This is a genomic window from Salipiger sp. (genome assembly GCF_059781815.1).
Map to the genome: position 1 here is coordinate 1 of NZ_JBYNAH010000108.1, position 16,443 is coordinate 16,443.

18 protein-coding genes and 2 pseudogenes are annotated in these 16,443 nt (G+C 69.5%); 11 read left to right on the forward strand and 9 right to left on the reverse strand.

What is annotated here, in order from left to right:
• The 5 genes and pseudogenes from AC6RA4_RS13700 to AC6RA4_RS13720 form a co-directional block, all read right to left on the reverse strand.
• Window positions 1–334: pseudogene (locus AC6RA4_RS13700) on the reverse strand (formate dehydrogenase); the annotation flags it as partial.
• A gap of 122 nt (window positions 335–456) precedes the next feature.
• On the reverse strand, window positions 457–651 hold the full coding sequence (locus tag AC6RA4_RS13705) for a twin-arginine translocation pathway signal protein (protein ID WP_500161176.1): 195 nt from the start codon (window positions 649–651) through the stop codon (window positions 457–459).
• Between the two features lie 50 nt (window positions 652–701).
• A complete protein-coding gene (locus AC6RA4_RS13710; protein WP_500161178.1) occupies window positions 702–1,331 on the reverse strand; it encodes a TorD/DmsD family molecular chaperone in 630 nt (209 codons plus the stop codon).
• Window positions 1,332–1,348: 17 nt separating this feature from the next.
• A complete protein-coding gene (locus tag AC6RA4_RS13715) occupies window positions 1,349–1,984 on the reverse strand; it encodes a DUF3306 domain-containing protein (protein WP_500161179.1) in 636 nt (211 codons plus the stop codon).
• Window positions 1,981–2,514 (reverse strand): DUF3305 domain-containing protein, encoded by a 534-nt coding sequence (locus AC6RA4_RS13720; RefSeq protein ID WP_500161204.1) that lies wholly within the window; start codon window positions 2,512–2,514, stop codon window positions 1,981–1,983. The genes AC6RA4_RS13715 and AC6RA4_RS13720 overlap by 4 nt, the downstream gene beginning before the upstream one ends.
• A 374-nt stretch (window positions 2,515–2,888) precedes the next feature.
• Between AC6RA4_RS13720 and AC6RA4_RS13725 the strand changes: the two genes are divergently transcribed.
• From AC6RA4_RS13725 to AC6RA4_RS13755, 7 genes are all read left to right on the forward strand, one after another.
• Window positions 2,889–4,835, forward strand: a complete 1,947-nt coding sequence (locus AC6RA4_RS13725; protein ID WP_500161180.1) for a 4Fe-4S binding protein — start codon at window positions 2,889–2,891, stop codon at window positions 4,833–4,835.
• 23 nt (window positions 4,836–4,858) lie between these two features.
• Complete coding sequence (locus AC6RA4_RS13730; RefSeq protein WP_500161182.1) at window positions 4,859–5,050, forward strand: DUF6494 family protein; 192 nt, start codon at window positions 4,859–4,861, stop codon at window positions 5,048–5,050.
• 3 nt (window positions 5,051–5,053) lie between these two features.
• Window positions 5,054–6,118 carry an Mrp/NBP35 family ATP-binding protein gene (locus AC6RA4_RS13735; protein WP_500161184.1) on the forward strand — a complete coding sequence of 355 codons (1,065 nt, stop codon included), beginning with the start codon at window positions 5,054–5,056 and terminating at the stop codon, window positions 6,116–6,118.
• On the forward strand, window positions 6,115–6,825 hold the full coding sequence (locus AC6RA4_RS13740) for a biotin/lipoate--protein ligase family protein (protein WP_500161186.1): 711 nt from the start codon (window positions 6,115–6,117) through the stop codon (window positions 6,823–6,825). Before AC6RA4_RS13735 ends, AC6RA4_RS13740 begins: the two co-directional genes overlap by 4 nt.
• Window positions 6,822–7,316, forward strand: coding sequence for a DUF6505 family protein (locus tag AC6RA4_RS13745; RefSeq protein WP_500161188.1), 495 nt, complete (start codon window positions 6,822–6,824; stop codon window positions 7,314–7,316). The genes AC6RA4_RS13740 and AC6RA4_RS13745 overlap by 4 nt, the downstream gene beginning before the upstream one ends.
• A 78-nt stretch (window positions 7,317–7,394) precedes the next feature.
• Window positions 7,395–9,341, forward strand: a complete 1,947-nt coding sequence (locus AC6RA4_RS13750) for a sensor histidine kinase (RefSeq protein ID WP_500161190.1) — start codon at window positions 7,395–7,397, stop codon at window positions 9,339–9,341.
• A 45-nt stretch (window positions 9,342–9,386) separates the two neighbouring features.
• Complete coding sequence (locus tag AC6RA4_RS13755; protein WP_500161206.1) at window positions 9,387–9,614, forward strand: sulfurtransferase TusA family protein; 228 nt, start codon at window positions 9,387–9,389, stop codon at window positions 9,612–9,614.
• An 8-nt stretch (window positions 9,615–9,622) separates the two neighbouring features.
• Here the strand turns inward: AC6RA4_RS13755 and AC6RA4_RS13760 are convergent, their stop codons facing one another.
• Genes AC6RA4_RS13760 through AC6RA4_RS13775 form a run of 4 tightly spaced genes read right to left on the reverse strand, consistent with a single transcriptional unit; the run spans window position 9,623 to window position 13,780 of the window.
• Entirely contained in the window at window positions 9,623–11,785 is a 2,163-nt protein-coding gene (locus AC6RA4_RS13760; protein WP_500161192.1) for a molybdopterin-binding protein, read from the reverse strand.
• Window positions 11,782–12,273, reverse strand: a complete 492-nt coding sequence (gene mobB, locus AC6RA4_RS13765; RefSeq protein ID WP_500161194.1) for a molybdopterin-guanine dinucleotide biosynthesis protein B — start codon at window positions 12,271–12,273, stop codon at window positions 11,782–11,784. Before mobB ends, AC6RA4_RS13760 begins: the two co-directional genes overlap by 4 nt.
• Window positions 12,270–12,920 (reverse strand): molybdenum cofactor guanylyltransferase MobA, encoded by a 651-nt coding sequence (gene mobA, locus AC6RA4_RS13770; protein ID WP_500161196.1) that lies wholly within the window; start codon window positions 12,918–12,920, stop codon window positions 12,270–12,272. The genes mobB and mobA overlap by 4 nt, the downstream gene beginning before the upstream one ends.
• Entirely contained in the window at window positions 12,917–13,780 is an 864-nt protein-coding gene (locus AC6RA4_RS13775; RefSeq protein ID WP_500161197.1) for a formate dehydrogenase accessory sulfurtransferase FdhD, read from the reverse strand. Before AC6RA4_RS13775 ends, mobA begins: the two co-directional genes overlap by 4 nt.
• A 79-nt stretch (window positions 13,781–13,859) precedes the next feature.
• On the opposite strand from AC6RA4_RS13775, the gene AC6RA4_RS13780 reads away from it, so the two are divergent.
• From AC6RA4_RS13780 to AC6RA4_RS13795, 4 genes and pseudogenes are all read left to right on the forward strand, one after another.
• The gene (locus tag AC6RA4_RS13780; protein ID WP_500161199.1) at window positions 13,860–14,375 is read left to right on the forward strand and encodes a DUF2478 domain-containing protein; all 516 of its coding nucleotides are present in this window, start codon (window positions 13,860–13,862) and stop codon (window positions 14,373–14,375) included.
• A gap of 95 nt (window positions 14,376–14,470) precedes the next feature.
• A pseudogene (locus AC6RA4_RS13785) lies at window positions 14,471–14,743 on the forward strand (hypothetical protein); the annotation flags it as partial.
• Between the two features lie 137 nt (window positions 14,744–14,880).
• A complete protein-coding gene (locus AC6RA4_RS13790; protein ID WP_500161200.1) occupies window positions 14,881–15,891 on the forward strand; it encodes an ATP-binding protein in 1,011 nt (336 codons plus the stop codon).
• Window positions 15,888–16,443, forward strand: a 556-nt coding sequence (locus AC6RA4_RS13795; protein WP_500161202.1) for a response regulator, incomplete at its 3' end; no start/stop codon positions are given. The genes AC6RA4_RS13790 and AC6RA4_RS13795, both read left to right, overlap by 4 nt.

Consider the following 16,443-nt stretch of genomic DNA (forward strand, 5'->3'; position numbering starts at 1 on the left):
CGCCCTTGGCGCAGTGGGCGCCGAGGTTGAACGGGCTGTCCCAGCCGGGCTCCTGCCCGATCCAGACGCCACCCTGAACCTCCGCCATGACGGTGCAGCCGACCGAGCAGTGGGTGCAGACGGATTTCACCGTCTTCACGTCGCCGGTGGCCGCGGTCGCGGCGGTGGCCTGGGTCACGGTGCCGCCGGTGGCGGCCACAGCCGCAAGCCCGCCGATCGCCAGACCCGAACCGCGCAGGAAGGCGCGGCGGTCAACCGAGGCGTTGGCCACCTCGGAAAGGATACTTGTCCGCTGGGGGCGTCGCGCAACCCCGTTGGTCTTTTTCCTCAACATGTTTCTCTCTCCCCTTGCGTGCTCGGCTCCCGCATGGTGCCTCGCTTGCTTGGTATTGAAGGTGCCTCGGACCGTCGGGCGTCACGCAACCAGTCGTCCTTGGCGGCAAGGCCGTCGTCCGGTCAGAACCGGGCGGCGGCGTAGTAGGCGCGGGTGTGCGCGGTGTCCTGCATCTTCGACGATGACAGGTCGGGCTCTGCGGCCTCGGCCTCGGTGCCGCCGGTGGTGGCGACGGCAACCGCCGCGAGCGGTGCGCCGGTCGAGGCCAGTTTCAGGAAGTCGCGGCGGCTCTTGGCCGTCTCGTCTTTCCGCGTCATGGAGAGACCTCCTCTCTCAGGGTTTTGGCGGTTGCCCGCCGGGATGCGGATCACTCCGCGCTCATCCGGAACGCCTCGGCCTCGATCTCCATGAAGGCCCGGCCGAGACGTCCGACCGGGGCATAGAAGACCGAGTTCTTGGCGCCCTCGAGATCCGAAAAGAAATGCGCGGCCCAGGGGCCGATATGCTTGTTGAAGAAGCTCTTCTGCTGGGCCAGCGTCGCCGGGGTGCCGAAGCGGCCGACGATCATCGCGCCCATCATCTCCATCAGCGAGGCGATGTTGTCCTCGGGCTCAAACACGTTCTCGGCGCGGGCGAGGCCGCGCGCGGTCATGTCCTGCCGCAGCTGCGCCAGCGGCTTCTCGTTGAGAAAGCCCGTCAGATAGTAGGAGGCGTAGGGCAGCAGCTCGCCGCGGCCGAGGCCGATGAAGAGGCGATTGTACTCGCTCTCGACCGCGGAGGGGCGCGAGATCTTGGCGACCTTGGCCAGCGTGGTGACCGCCTCGCCGATGGCGCCGGCATCGCCGCTGAGGCCGGCGCATTGGTCGATCAGGCCCTGATCGGCGGGGCGGGCGAGGATCAGGCCGAGGAAGTTGTAGAGATCGGCGCGCAGGCGATCCTCTTCGGCGATCTTCGGGGCTGGCTTTGCTTCGGTGGTCAGGTCGGGGGCTGCACTCATGGGGTCTTTGTCCGTCATCAGCTGGCCTCGAAGCGGAAGCGCATGCGGCGGCTGCTGGCCGGGAGCACGCTCTCTTCCTCTTCGGGAGGGGTGTCGGTTTGGGCGATCTCGGGCGCCGGTTCGGGCGTTGGCGCCTCGAACGGCGGGATCTCGGGCTGCGCCTCGATGGTCGGGCCCAGTGTCTCGGGGGCGCGTAGCGAGGTGGTTTCGGCGGGCGAGGGGGCCTCTTCCGACGCGGGCTGCGCCGCTTCGTCCTCGGCCGCGCCCTTGGCGACGTAGTCGAGATGCGCCAAGAGCCCCTTGCCGACCTGATAGGTCGTCTTGAAATCCGCCGCCGGGGTCAGAGCGGTGAAATCGGTGTCGTAATCGTTGAGCCCGTCGAGGCAGGCCAGCACCGGGTTCGAGCGCCAGAGCGTCCGGAGCGCGCGGTTCTTCAGGCGCCGGGGCAGCTGCGACTTGAGGAACTTCTGCACCATCTCGCCATCGGTGATCTCTTCGGGCAGCGGCAGGCCGGCCTCGGCCAGCAGCTCTTCATCGCTGCGCTTGGCAAGCTGAGCCTCCGCCTCGGCGCGCTGCGCTTCGATCTGGGCCTCGGTCTCGGCCTTCTGCTCGGCCTCGACGGCGGCCTTCCGGCGCGACCAGAAATCCCTCATTGCAGACGCCCCCGCTTCAGCGTGGGAGAGGCGTAGATGTCGGCCGGCTTGACGATGCGCGGGTCGCCGATGCCATCCTGCTCGCCGTCCACCTTGGCGTTCTTGCGCCGGCGCTTGACGAATTCCTCGTCCTCGTGGTGGCGCTCGACGAAATCGCCGACCCAGGCCAGCAGGCCCTGCGGCATCGGCACCTTCTCGACCACATCCTCGCCGCTGTCGCAATAATCCTGCGCCTCGTAGGGCGAGGCGGTCACGAGCGCGACCTCGAACGGGTGCTCGCCGACGATCTTGCGCATCACCACGTAGACGCTCGGCTCGCGGGCGGTGATGCCGTGCAGATAGGCCTCGGTCTCGGCGCGGTAGAGCTCGAGCGGCAGCGTGGCGGCGTGATACTCGACCGTGTCGCCCTCGCGGCGCAGCTCGCGCCAGTCGGCGGGGCCGGCGCCCGGCAGCACGGCGACCGCCCGCCAGGCATATTTGGCCCAACGGGTGACGCCGGGCGTGCGGCGCAGCACGACCCCCACGGGCATGTATTGATCGTTGCTCGGATACGCTGTCACGATGAACCTTCTTCTCCTCCGTCCTGATTGAAGCACGTAGCGGTGCCCGAGAAAGGGGCAATCGGTACACGGCGGTATTCTTTGTTCGTTCCGGGACAATTTGGGTAGTCGTCGGAGGGGCGGCGATGGCGCAGGGACAGACTGTCCAACCTGAGTATTTTGATTGGGAAAAGTGCCGCGCTGCGGCATGCGAATCACCTTGCGAGGCATGGCGCGGCAGGCGGGGCGGGGGCGGGATTTCCGCGCGGGGAATTGAGTTGAGAAGCCCTGCGAATCGAGGCTAGCTAGCGGGCGAACCGGGCGTTGACGGGGCGGCAGGGGCCGTGCTCGCGAGGAAGGACACCATGACCAAGACCTTGATAACATGCGATTGCATGGGCACCCAGTCGATCGACGCGAAGGCGTTGTCGGAGGCCACGGGATTCGAGGTGACCCCCCCTTGCAAGGCGCTCTGCACCAGCCAGATCGAGCTTGCGGCAAAGGGGTTGACGCAAGGTAATGTAGTGCTCTGCTGCACCCAGGAATCCCGGACCTTCGAGGCCCTCGCCGAGGAGCTCGATGTCGAACCCGCGCCGCTTCTGGACCTGCGCGACCGGGCCGGATGGAGTGCCGACGAGGACTCCAAACTACCCAAAATGTCCGCATTGGCGGCGGAGGCCATGCTGCCCGCGGTGCCTGAGAAATCGCTCGACGTGATCTCTGAAGGGCTGTGCCTGATCCTCGGCGCGCCCGAGGTGGCGCTCGAGGCCGCCGAACAGCTCGCGCCGCATCTCGGTGTCACCGTGCTGCTCGAGAGCGCAGGCGAGCTGCCCGACAGCCGGGCCTATGACGTCGTCACCGGGCAGCTGCGCAAGGCGCAGGGGGCGCTTGGCCAGTTCCGCGTCACCATCGACGCGCTGCGCATGATCGAGCCCGGCGGGCGCGGCAGCTTCACCCTGACCGAGCCGCGCGACGGCGGCATCTCGGAGTGCGACGTGATCCTCGACCTGCGCCGCGACGCGCCGCTGTTCCCGGCGCATGAGAAGCGCGAGGGCTATCTGCGCGCCGATCCGGGCCGCCCGCAGGCGGTGGCCGCGGCGGTGATGGCGGCGTCGCATCTCGTCGGCACGTTTGAAAAGCCGCTCTACGTCCGCACCGAGCCGCTGCTCTGCGCCCATAGCCGCGCCGGTCAGGTCGGCTGCACCTCCTGCCTCGACCTCTGCCCCACGGGCGCGATCTCGCCCGATGGCGAGCATGTCACGGTCGATCCGATGATCTGCGCCGGCTGCGGCGCCTGTTCCTCGGCCTGTCCCTCGGGGGCGATCAGCTACGACGCGCCGCCGGTGGACCTGACATTCCGCCGGGTGCAGACGCTGGCCAAGGTCTATCTCGACGCCGGAGGCACCGCGCCGCGCCTGCTGGTCCACGATGCCCACGGGGCCGAGATGATCCGGCTCTCGGCGCGCCACGGCGATGGCCTGCCGTCGGATGTCATCCCGCTCGAGATCCGCGCCATCGGCGCCTTTGGCCATGCCGAGACCGTGGCCGCGCTCGCCGCCGGCTTCGCCTCTGTGACGCTGCTGCCGGGGCCTGGGGCCGACCTTCCCGCGCTCGAGACGCAGGTTGCGCTCTCGAACGCCATCGCGGGCGGCGGCAAGGTCGCGCTGCTCGACACCCCTGATCCCGACGCCATGTCGGCGGCGCTCTACGCCGAGGAGGCGCCCGCCCCGGTCGCCACGCCGGTGCGCCCGCTGGGCACCCGGCGCCAGATCACCCGCCAGGCAGCCCGCGCCCTTCACCCGGAGGCCGAGAGCCTCGCGCTACCCGAGGGCGCGCCCTATGGTGCGGTGCTGGTCGATCAGGACGCCTGCACGCTCTGTCTCTCCTGCGTGTCGCTCTGCCCCTCGGGCGCGCTTGGCGACAACCCCGACCTGCCGCAGCTGCGCTTCCAGGAAGACGCCTGCCTGCAATGCGGGCTCTGCGCCAATGTCTGCCCCGAGGACGCCATCGGCTACGAGCCGCGGCTCTTGCTGACCGAGGAGGCCTTCGACCAGAAGGTGCTGAACGAGGAAGAGCCCTTCCCTTGCGTCGAATGCGGCACGCTCTTCGGGGTGAAATCGACCATTGACCGGATCACCGAAAAGCTTCAGGCCCATCCGATGTTCGACGGCGACAAGCTGCGGATGATCCAGATGTGTGACGACTGCCGCGTCAACGCGCAGTATCATTCCGACAACAACCCCTTCGCGGTGGGCGAGCCGAGGCGGCCGCGCACCACCGACGATTATCTCAGCAAGCGGCGCGACCACTGAGCGCGCCAGACAGGGAGGCCGATATGAGCGACGATTTCAACATGTCCATGCGCAAGTTCCTCAAGCAGGTGGGCGTCACCTCGCAGCAGGCCATCGAGGAGGCCATGCGCGGTGCCGACACCGCCGGGAAGCAGTTCAAGGTCAAGGCGGTGGTGACCATCGAAGAGCTTGGTCTGACCCACGAGGTCGACGGCGAGATCAAGGGACAGGAGTAAGACTTGCCTGCCAGCAGAGAGGCGGTTCAGGCCGTCCTGAAGAGCATCGCCGACCCGGTCGCGGGCGGCGATATCCTGTCGAGCGGCGTGGTCCGCGCGCTGAACGTCGACGCGGCGGGCGCGGTGCGTTTCGTGATGGAGATCCCGCCGAGCGCCAGCACCGCCTACACCAAGGTCAAGGACGCGGCCGAGGCGGCGCTGAAGGCCGCCGAGGGCGTCGCGTCGGTGTCGATCGTGATGACCGGCCACACCGAGAAGGCGCCGCCCGAGCTGCGCGCCCGCAAGGCCGAGCCGCAGGGGCCGCAGAAGATCCCCGGCGTCAACCACATCATCGCCATTGCCAGCGGCAAGGGCGGGGTGGGCAAGTCGACCGTGTCGTCGAACCTCGCCTGCGCGCTGGCGCAGCAGGGCCGGCGCGTCGGCCTGCTCGATGCCGATGTCTACGGGCCGAGCCAGCCGCGGATGCTGGGCGTTTCGGGCCGCCCGGCGAGCCCCGATGGCAAGACCATCCTGCCGCTGCGCAACCACGGCGTCACCATGATGTCGATCGGCCTTATGACCAACGATGATCAGGCGGTGGTCTGGCGCGGGCCGATGCTGATGGGCGCGCTGCAGCAGATGATGATGCAAGTGCAATGGGGCGCGCTCGACGTGCTGCTTGTCGATCTGCCGCCCGGCACCGGCGACGTGCAGATGACGCTGAGCCAGAAGGCGCAGGTCGATGGCGCCATCGTGGTCTCGACGCCGCAGGACGTGGCGCTTCTGGATGCGCGCAAGGGCATCGACATGTTCAAGCAGCTGAACGTCCCGCTGCTTGGCATGATCGAGAATATGTCGACCCATATTTGCTCGGCCTGCGGCCACGAGGAGCATGTCTTTGGCCATGGCGGTGTCGCCGCCGAGGCCGCCAAGCTCGGCGTTCCGCTGCTGGCCGAGATCCCGCTCGACCTGCAGATCCGGCTGGCCTCGGACGGCGGCGCGCCGATCGTGGTAAGCCAGCCCGACAGCGGGCAGGCCAAGGCGTTTCACGACGTCGCCGCGGCGCTGGTGGCGAAGGGGGTGGCATGAGCGCGGCCGAGGCACTGGCGTTTCCGCCGCTGCTCTGGGGCGAGGAGGTCTCGACCGACGCTTTTGAGCACGCCTGCCAGCGCGCGCTTCTCGGCTGCGATGCGGGGCTGGTGGCCTACCGCGTCACCGCCAGCGTGGCGCAGGCGGCGCTGGTCTTTGCCCCCGAAGTGCCGCTGCGCGAGGCGATGGCGATGCTGCCGCTCTGCGGCGTGGGCTTCCAGAACGCGCTTGGCGTGATGGCGCCGCCCGAGGTCGCCGTGCATCTCGACTGGGATGGCGGCATCCGGGTCAACGGGGCTGCCTGCGGACGCTTCCGCGCCATGGCCGCGAGCACCGATCCCGAGGCCGTGCCCGACTGGCTGGTCATCGGCTTCACCCTGCCGCTCATTCCCGCCAGCGACCGCCCCGGCGACACGCCCGACCAGACCTCGCTCTATGCCGAGGGCTGCGCCGAGGTCGCGCCGCACGCGCTGATCGAGGCCTGGGCACGGCACAGCCTCAACTGGATCAACCGCTGGGACGAGGAGGGCAACCGCGCCCTGCATTCCGAGTGGCGCGGTCTGGCGCAGGACATGGGCGAAGAGGTCTCCCGCGACGGTCTCACCGGCACCTTCCTCGGCGTCGACGAAGCCTTCGGCATGTTGCTGCGCGACGGCGAGACCACCCATCTGATCCCGCTGACTACCGTTCTGGAGCCCGCCCCATGAAGCTTGCCCGCGCCATCCATTTCGACGAGAGCGACATGCGCGTCTATGCCTCGCCGGCCCGCACAGGCGAGTGGTGCATCTCGGGCGGGTTCGAGTTCTCCAACTGGACCGAGGGCGACCTGACCGGCAAGCCGCGCCAGGCCTTTTCCAACGGCTGGCTCGGGCTCGAGACCTTCGGCCGGGTGACCTTTGTCGCCGTGACCGCGCTGGAGCCCGCCGAACTCGAGGCGCTGACCGATCAACTGGCCGAGCATTTCGTGACCTATTACGGGGCGCCCTCCACCGAGGCCGCACGCCCGGTGGCGCAGGAGGAGCTGGCTCAGATGGTCGCGCTCTGCGACGATCACGCGCCCAACACGCTGCTGACCGTGGCGCGCGAGCTCAGCGAGTCCGGCGTGCGCGAGGCCTACCGGGTGATCGAGAGCAGCGATGCGGGGCTCGACCAGTTCGCCATCCACGGCTCGCTCGACGACGAGCCGCACCATCACTGATCCGCGCTGACCACGCGCCGGGGCCGTGCTAGGCTCGGCCCCGATGAGCTTCAGGACCCGCCCGAGGACCGCCACCCGATGACCACCGTTCGCCTGCGCCTGCTGATCCTTGCGCTGGCACCGTTGGTGCTGTTGATGCCGCTCTTGCTGCTGCTTGGCATGACGCGCTGGACCGGCGATTACGACAAGGTTCTGGCGGCCAACGTGCAGAGCGACCTGCGCATCGCCGAGCAATATCTCTCGCACCTGATGACCCGCACCGGCGAGGAACTGACCGGGGTGGCGGAGTCGCTGGCCTTCGACGCCGCCTTCGGGGGCAACGGTCCCGACCCGCGCTTTCTTGACGCCAAGCGCACCGAGCTAGGGCTGGATTTCCTTTACTACCTGCCATCGGACCCGAGCGACGGCATCGGCAGCCGCTGGCCGGTGATCGACGCCGCCCGCCGCGGCCGCGCCGAGACCGCCATCGACATCTTCCCGCCCGAGGTGCTGGCGGCGCTGCCGGGCAATCTCGAGACCCGCGCCCGCATCGACCTGATCGAGACCACCGCCGCAGTGCCCACCGACCGGCAGGTCGAGGACCGCGGCATGGTGGTGCACGCGGCGAGCCCGGTGCGCCTGCCGGGCCACGAGGGCGTGCTGGTGGGGGGCATCCTGCTCAACGGCAATCTCGGCTTCATCGACGCGATCAACGCGCTGGTCTATCTCAACCCGGTCACCGGCGGCACGCGGCAGGGCACCGCGACGCTGTTTCTCGACGACGTGCGCATCTCGACCAACGTGCGGCTCTTCGAGGATGTGCGCGCGCTCGGCACGCGGGTCTCGGCCTCGGTGCGGCAGGCGGTGCTCGACGAGGGCCAGACATGGCTCGACCGTGCCTTCGTGGTCAACGATTGGTATATCTCGGGCTACCTGCCGCTCACCGACAGCTTCGGGGAGCGGGTCGGGATGCTCTATGTGGGCATTCTCGAGGCGCCCTTCGCGCAGGCCAAGCGCGACGCCTATCTCTGGATGATGGCCGCCTTCGCCGGCGTGCTGCTGCTCTCGGCGCCGGTCTTCCTTTGGATGGCCAAAGGCATCTTCGCGCCGCTGGAGCGCATGACGCAGACCATGCGCCGGGTCGGACGCGGCAACCTTGCGGCGCGCATCGGGCCGGTCGGGGCGCGCGACGAGATCGGGCAGGTGGCGGCGCATCTCGACGACCTGCTCGACCAGGTGCAGGACCGCGACCTGAAGCTGCGCGCCTGGGCCGAGGAGCTGGAAGACCGCGTCGACACCCGCACCGCCGAGCTGCGCGAGGCCAATGCCAAGCTCGAAGAGACCTTCCGGCAGCTGGTGATGAGCGAGAAGCTCGCTGCCATCGGCGAGATCACCGCCGGGGTGGCACATGAGATCAACAACCCGATGGCGGTGATCCAGGGCAATGTCGACGTGATCCGCATGGAGCTTGGCGAGGATGCGGGCAAGGTCGAGACCGAGCTTTCGCTGATCGACCGTCAGGTGACCCGCATGGAGGCCATCGTCGGCAAGCTGCTGAGGTTCGCCCAGCCCTCGGAATATGCCGACTGCGCCGAGACGGTGGCGCTGGCGCCGGTGGTCGAGGACGCGCTGATGTTGGTCGATCACGCGCTGAGCAAGGGCGCCATCGAGGTGCAGACCGACTTGCCCGCGCTGCCGCCGGTCGCGATCGACGCGGGCGAGATGCAGCAGGTGGCGATCAACCTGATCCTCAACGCGGCGCAGGCCATGGCGGGGCGCGGTCAGCTCTGGCTGAGCCTCACGGAGGCGACGCGCGACGGTATTGCGGGCGTGGCGCTGACCGTGCGCGACAGCGGGCCGGGCATCGCGGAAGGGGCGCTGGCCTCGCTCTTCGACCCGTTCTTCACCACAAGGCGCGGCGAGGGCACCGGGCTTGGCCTCTCGATCTCGCAGAGCATCGTGCAGGGCGCGGGCGGGATCATCACGGCAGGCAATGCCGAAACCGGCGGGGCGGTGTTCACCGTCTGGCTGCCGGTGGCCGAGTAGGGCCGCGGGATGGACAGCGAACAGGAGCCGACTTATCTGATGACCATGGATTGGGATCACGAACTCGACGCGCGCGGGCTGCTCTGTCCGCTTCCGGTGCTGAAAGCGCGCAAGCGCCTGCAGGGCATGACCAGCGGGCAGGTGCTGCGCATCCTCGCCACCGACCCGGCGGCGGTGATCGACGTGCCGCATTTCTGCACTGAAGCCGGGCACGCCTTTCTCGGCGCCTCCGAGGGGGAAGACGCGCAGGTCTACCTGATCCGCAAGGCCTGAGGCCTGCGTCAGACCAGCCCGAAGGACGCGTAGGGGATGTAGCGCACCGGCGTGCCGGGCGTGATTTCCACGGCCTCGTCCGGCAGCTCGACCAGCCCGTCCGCCCATGACAGCCCGCTGATCCGGCCCGAGCCTTCCGAGGCGAACACCTCCGCATGACCCTCTTCGGTGAGCCGCGCGCGCAGGTATTCGCGGCGGCCCGGTTTCTTGCGCTTGGAGAAGGCGGCGGGGACGGTGAAGCCGCGCGGCGTGCTCCAGCCCGCGCCCGCCATCAGCGACAGGGCGGGGCGGGCGAAGACCAGCGCGCAGACCAGCGCCGCCACCGGGTTGCCCGGCAGGCCGAAGACCGGGGTGCCGTTCCACATGGCGAGCGCCAGCGGTCGTCCCGGCTTCAGCGCGATGCGCCAGCTCGAAAGCGTGCCGCGCTCGCGCAGCAGGGCCGAGACGTGATCCTCATCGCCCGCCGAGGCGCCGCCGGAGGTCAGGATGACATCGGCCTTGCGCGCGCCCTCGTCGAGCCGTGCGGCGATTTGGTCGCGGTCGTCGGGCACGTGGCCCAGATCCACCGCCTCGCATTGCCAGCCCGAGGCCAGCGCCAGCAGCATGGGTCGGTTGGCGTCCCAGATCTGGTGCGGTTCGGCGGGGCGGTCGGGGGCGGCGACGATCTCGTCGCCGGTTGAGAGCACACCGACGCGCAGCGGGCGGTGCACCGGCAGCTCGGCAATGCCGAGCGCCGAGGCCAGCGCCAGATCGGGGGCCCGGAGGCGGCGGCCCTTGGGCAGGGCTGGATCGCCGGCAGCGACGTCCTCGCCAGCCTTGCGGGTGTTGGCGCGAGGTTTGACGGGGCCGTCGAAGACCACGGTGGTGCCGTCTGTATTGGTGTCTTCCTCGAGCACCACGGTGTCGACCCCCTCGGGCAGGATCGCGCCGGTCAGGATGCGGATGGCGTGGCCCTTCGGGACGGAGTGCGGGTAGGGCTGGCCGGCGGCGGCGCGGCCCGCCACCAGCGGCAAGCGCTGGATGCCATCGCCGGTGGCCGCGTGGGCAAAGCCGTAGCCATCCACCGCCGAGTTGGGCATTGGCGGGTTCGAACGTTTCGCCGTCACATCCGCCGCCAGCACCCGGCCCGCGGCGCGCGAGGTCGGCAGGGTTTCGAGGCCCGTCACCGGGTGCAGCGCGGCGCGAAGCTTTGCCAGCGCGGCGTCGACAGGGACCCACGCAACGCCTTGCGGCATGGCAAAGCAATCATCGCGGAGGCGGGGCGGCATCAGGTCTGAATCGGGCATGTCTTTCAGGGCATTGGGCGCGGGATGGGCGGCGCGGGCGGCGACTTCGAGCAGGGTCTCGTGGTTGAGGCCGAGGATCCAGCCTTCCTCGGCATCTCCCTCGCGGGTCATGGCGTCGAGCTGGCGCGGCTCGAGCTCCGCCAGCGCGCCGGCGAGCACGCGGACCTGGGCGCGGTCCTTGATCTCGTCGGTCTGGCTCAGCGCCGCCACTGTGGGGGCGATCAGCGAGGGGAAGAGCTCGACGAGGGTGATCGGAGCATCGTGGCGTTCGAACGGGCGCACGGCGAGATCGGCGCCGAAGCGGTCGCGCAGCGATTGCAGCCGGGCGATGCCGAGCAGCGCCTGCGAGCCGACCGAGCCGGTGGTGAAGAGCTTCCAGACCGGCTGCGCGCCCTTGGTCTTGTCGCAGGTGCGGCGCTCGGTCATGCCGTGGCCGTCGCGCAGGGTGCCCTTGCTTGGCAGGCGCGGGTCGTCGAGGCTCTCCGGGCAGCCCCAGAACGGGCCGATGCCGGGGAAGAGGTCGTTGAGCCCGGCGGCGACAGCGAAGCGGTTGTTGGCGTTGTCGGGCGCGTCTTCGATGCGGTCGCTCAGGGCGCGCCAGAGTGCCAGCGGGTCGGCCTCGCCGCAAACGGCTTTCGCAAAGCCGCGCGGGTAGCCGAAGGGGAAGTCGAACCCGGCCAGCACCCGGCGCCCGGCGGCGCGCTCGGCCTCGAAGAGCACGGCGAGGGTCTCGGTCGCGTCATGGCGAGTGCGGTGGTAGCTGGTCTCGACCCCTGCCACGCCGCGCCGCGCCACGCCGATCCAGATCGCGTCTTTCGAGGGCTTCGCAGGCGAAGGCGACGAGGCTCCGGACCAGTCGATCACGGCGATGGTGTCGAAGCTCACAGCCCCACCTCGCGCAGGATGAAATCGGCGATGGCGGTGGTGTCGTCGAGATCGAAGCGGGGCAGGGCGGTCTCGATGGCGCTGTCGGCGGCGACGGCGCGGATGCTTGGATTGTCGGGTGAGAGCAACGGCTTGCCGGTCTCGGCGCGGTGCGCCTCGATCTTGGGATGGGCCTCGCGCTTGTAGCCCTCGATGAGGATCAGATCGACGGGCGAGAGCTTGCCGAGCAGCTCCGAAAGCGGCGGCTCGGGCGCGTCGCGCAGCTCGTGCATCAAGGCCCAGCGGTGGGGCGAGGCGAGCAGCACCTCGCGCGCGCCGGCCTCGCGGTGGCGAAAGCTGTCGCGGCCGGGCTGGTCGACATCGGTGCTGTGATGGGCGTGCTTGATCGTCGAGACGCTGAGCCCACGGGCGCAGATCTCGGACACGAGCCGCTCCATCAGCCCGGTCTTGCCGCAGTTCTTGCTGCCGGTGACGCCGTAGATCCTCATGCCGCCAGCTCGCGCGCCCGGGCGAGATCCTCGGGGGTGTTGACATTGAAGAACGGGTCGAAGGGCTCGGCAGGGAACAGCGCCTCGCCGGCGCCGTGGTGGTCGGTCCAGAGCACGACCTTGCGCAGACCCTCCTCCAGCGCTGCGCGCAGGTCGTCGGCCAGCGCCACCGGCCAGAGGCCGAAGGTCGGGTGGCGGTTGATGCGCTTGCCGCCGCCGGATTTCAGCGCCTCGTCGCCCGAGCGCGGCGTGCAGGCCAGCGCCAGCGGGTGCGGCGCGTCTTCGGCGGCGAGCAGCAACTGAGGCACCAGATCGCAGGGGAAGAACGGCGTGTCGGCGGCGACGGTGACGATGCTGTCGGCGCCCTGCCGGGCGGCCCAGTCGAGCCCGGCGAGCACGCCCGCCAGAGGCCCCGGAAAGCCCGCGATGCTGTCGGGCAGCACCGGCAGGCCGTAGCCCGCAAAGCGTTCCGCATCGCCGTTGGCGTTGAGCGCCACTTCGGCCACCTGCGGCGCCAGCCGGTCGATGACCCGTTGCAGGAGCGGCGCGCCGCCGATCTCCAGCAAGCCCTTGTCGCCGCCGCCCATGCGCGTGGCGAGCCCGCCCGCGAGGATGACCCCGAGCGGCTGTTGCACGGCCCGGCTCATTCCGCGGCCTTCCGGCGCGACTTGCGGTCTTCGTCGGGCACGCTTGCCGGGTCGACATCGCGCAGGAGCCGCTCTTCGCCGGAGAGGCAGACGAAGCGCTGGCCGCGCATCCGGCCGATCAGCGTCAGACCGACCTGCCGGGCGATCTCGACGCCCCAGGCGGTGAAGCCCGAGCGCGAGGCCAGCACCGGGATGCCCATCAGCGCGGTCTTGATCACCATCTCCGAGGTTAGCCGGCCGGTGGTGTAGAGGATCTTGTCCTGCGCCCCGATCCCGTGGCGGAACATGAAGCCCGAGATCTTGTCGACGGCGTTGTGCCGTCCGACATCCTCCATGTAGACCAAGGGCTTGTCGCCCTGGCACAGCACCGTGCCGTGGATCGCGCCGGCCTCGAGATAGAGCGAGGGCGTGGTATTGATCTCTTTCGCCAGAGCATAGAGCCACGAGCTGCGCACCTGCGCGTCCGGCAGGGTGAGCCCCTCGAGCCCCTCCATCATGTCGCCAAAGACGGTGCCGACGGCGCAGCCCGAGGTGCGGGTCTTCTTCTGCACCTTCTCCTCGTAGGAGGTCTCACGCGCGGTGCGCACCACCACGGTCTCGATCTCGTCGTCGTAATCGACGCCGGTCACCACGTCATCGGCGCGCAGCATGCCCTGATTGCGCAGGAACCCCAGCGCCAGATACTCGGGATGGTCGCCGATGGTCATCGCGGTGACGATTTCCTGCCGGTTGAGATAGATCGTCAGCGGACGCTCCTCGACCACCGCGATCTCGGTCGGGGCGCCGGTCTGGTCGGTGCCCGAGATGCGCCGGGTGAGGCGCGGATCGGTGGGATTTGGGAGCAGCGGCAAGTTTGGCATGGGTTGGATTTTCTTGCCTCCTCTGGCCTGTGCGCCGGGCATCTTGTAACGTGCCCGGACCAGTTGCAAGGGGATGGGGATGCTTGGATACGTGACCGGTCTGGGCCGCGGCGAGGTCGACGGGCTGATGCGCGAGGTGGCGCAGCGTCTGCGCGCCGACGGGCTGCCGCTTGCGGGCGCGGTGCAGCACAATATCGAGACCGGGCCCGACACCAAGTGCCACATGGATCTCGAGGTGCTGACCGGCACCGACGTGGTGCGCATTTCTCAGGATCTGGGCGCGCTGTCGCGCGGCTGCCGGCTCGATCCGCAGGGGCTCGAGCGGGTGGTGGGGCTGGTGAGCGCGGGGCTCGAGAAGGGCGCGGCGCTGCTGCTGGTGAACAAGTTCGGCAAGCAGGAGCTTGACGGGCGCGGCTTCCGCCCGGTGATCGCCGAGGCCCTGAGCGCCGGCGTGCCGGTGCTGGTGGCGGTCAATCAGGGCAACCTCGATGGTTTCCTCGCCTTCGCCGAGGATCTTGCGCAGCCGCTGCCCACCGATGTGGAGGCGGTGAGCGCGTGGTGTCTCGAGCGGATCGGCGAGGCCGCCACGGCCTGAGGACAGGCGGCCGCCGGCAGGGGTGGCGCCCCGGCGCGTGACCTCTGCGAGAGCGGCTTCATTTTCCCTGCAAGATTTGCGCATATGGGCGTGCGATGCTTTGGTCCCGCCTGTCTCTTACCGGAAAGCTCTTCGTCGCGGTGGTGACGCCGGTGATCCTTGCCGTCCTGCTGATCGCGGCGGCGATGGCCTACAGCATGCGCGAGGGCTTTGGCCAATACCTGCTGGAATCCGAAATCGCCCTGTTCGAGGATCTCGCCGATGCGCTGGCTGCCTCGCCCGGCGCGTCGGAGGGATGGCCTGAGCTGCGCGATGCGGCGCGCTGGCGGGCGCTGGTCGACCGTTATCACACCCCCAAGGCCGACCGCAGGACCGACCCGATCCGCCGCCCGACACCGCGCGCCCGCCCGGCCCGGGACCGAAGCCGTTTCAGGAGCGGCTTGCGCTGGTCGCGGCGGACGGAACCCGGCTTGCCGGGGTCGGAGACGGGCCGAACTGGGCCGAGTTGCCGATCCGCGACGCGTCGGGCCGCGATCTGGCCAGCCTGCGGTTCTACGGCTTCGGCGAGCCTCCGACCGCGCCGGGGAGGCTGTTCCTGCGCCGCCAGCTCCGGACCATCGCGGGGATCGCGGTGATCGCCTTGGTCTGCGCATCGCTGGTGGCCTTCCTCACCGCGCGGCAGTTCCTCATGCCGATCCACCGCATCGGCGCGCATGTGGCGCGGCTCGCCGCAGGCGACCTCTCGAGCCGGCTCGAGGTCGAACGCCGCGACGAGCTGGGTCGGATGATGACCGACCAGAACGCGCTGGCCCGCAGTCTCGAGGAAAACCGGCGGCGCGAGCGGCAATGGGTGTCGGACACCTCGCACGAGCTCAAGACCCCGCTCTCGGTGCTGCGCGCCGAGATCGAGGCGATGCAGGATGGCATTCGCAAGGCGACGCCGGACACGCTTGGCGCGATGCATCAGGCGGTGATGCGGCTGTCGCGGCTGGTCGACGATCTGCGGCTTCTGGCCTCGGGCGACGAGGCCCGGCTGCAGCTTCGGCGCGGGCGGGTGGATCTGGCGGCAGTGCTCCGGGCCGGCTGTGCCGATGCCCGCAAGAGCGCGCTCTGCGCCGGGCTGGACTGGCGCATCGAGGCCGAAACCCCGGTGATGATCGACGGCGATCCGGGCCGGCTGCGGCAGGTGATCGACAACCTGCTGAGCAATGCCTGCCGCTACACCGACGCCCCCGGCTGCATCGTCGCGAGTTGCCATGTTCGGGACGGCAGCGCCGAGCTTTGCGTCGAGGACAGCGCGCCCTGCCTGCCGGAGAAGAGCCTGCCGCGGCTCTTCGACCGCTTCACGCGGGCCGAAACCTCGCGCTCGCGCGACCATGGCGGCTCGGGGCTTGGCCTGTCGATCTGCCAGCCGCTGGTAGCGGCGCATGGCGGCAGCATCGAGGCCGAGCCCTCGGAGCTTGGCGGCCTGCGCCTCGTCGTGCGCCTGCCCATGACTACGGAGTTACAGGAATGACCAACGCCCCTCGCAGAATTCTGATCGTCGAGGATGAACGTGCCCTTTCAGAGGTGGTGCGCGACTACCTGCTTGCCGCCGATATGGAGGTGGATCTTCTCAACGAGGGCATCGGCGCCGTCGAGCGGGCGCTGTCGGGGCGCTACGACCTTCTGGTGCTCGACCTGATGCTGCCGGGGGTGGACGGCATGACGATCTGCCGCGAGATCCGCCGCCGCAGCGATCTTCCGATCATCATGACGACCGCCAAGGTCGAGGAGATCGACCGCCTGCTCGGGCTCGAGATGGGGGCCGACGACTACCTCTGCAAGCCCTATTCCCCGCGCGAGCTGGTCGCGCGCATCAAGGCGGTGCTGCGGCGCTACCCCGCGCCGGCGGTCGCGTCCGAGCCTTCCACGAGCCGGCTCAGGCTCGACCGCGAGGCGTGGCGCGCCACGGTGGACGGCGAACGGCTCGACCTGACGCGGCGCGAGTTCGCCCTGCTCGACGCGCTGGCGGCGCGGCCGGGCAAGGTGTTCTCGCGCGATCAGTTGCTCGACCTCGCCTTCCCGG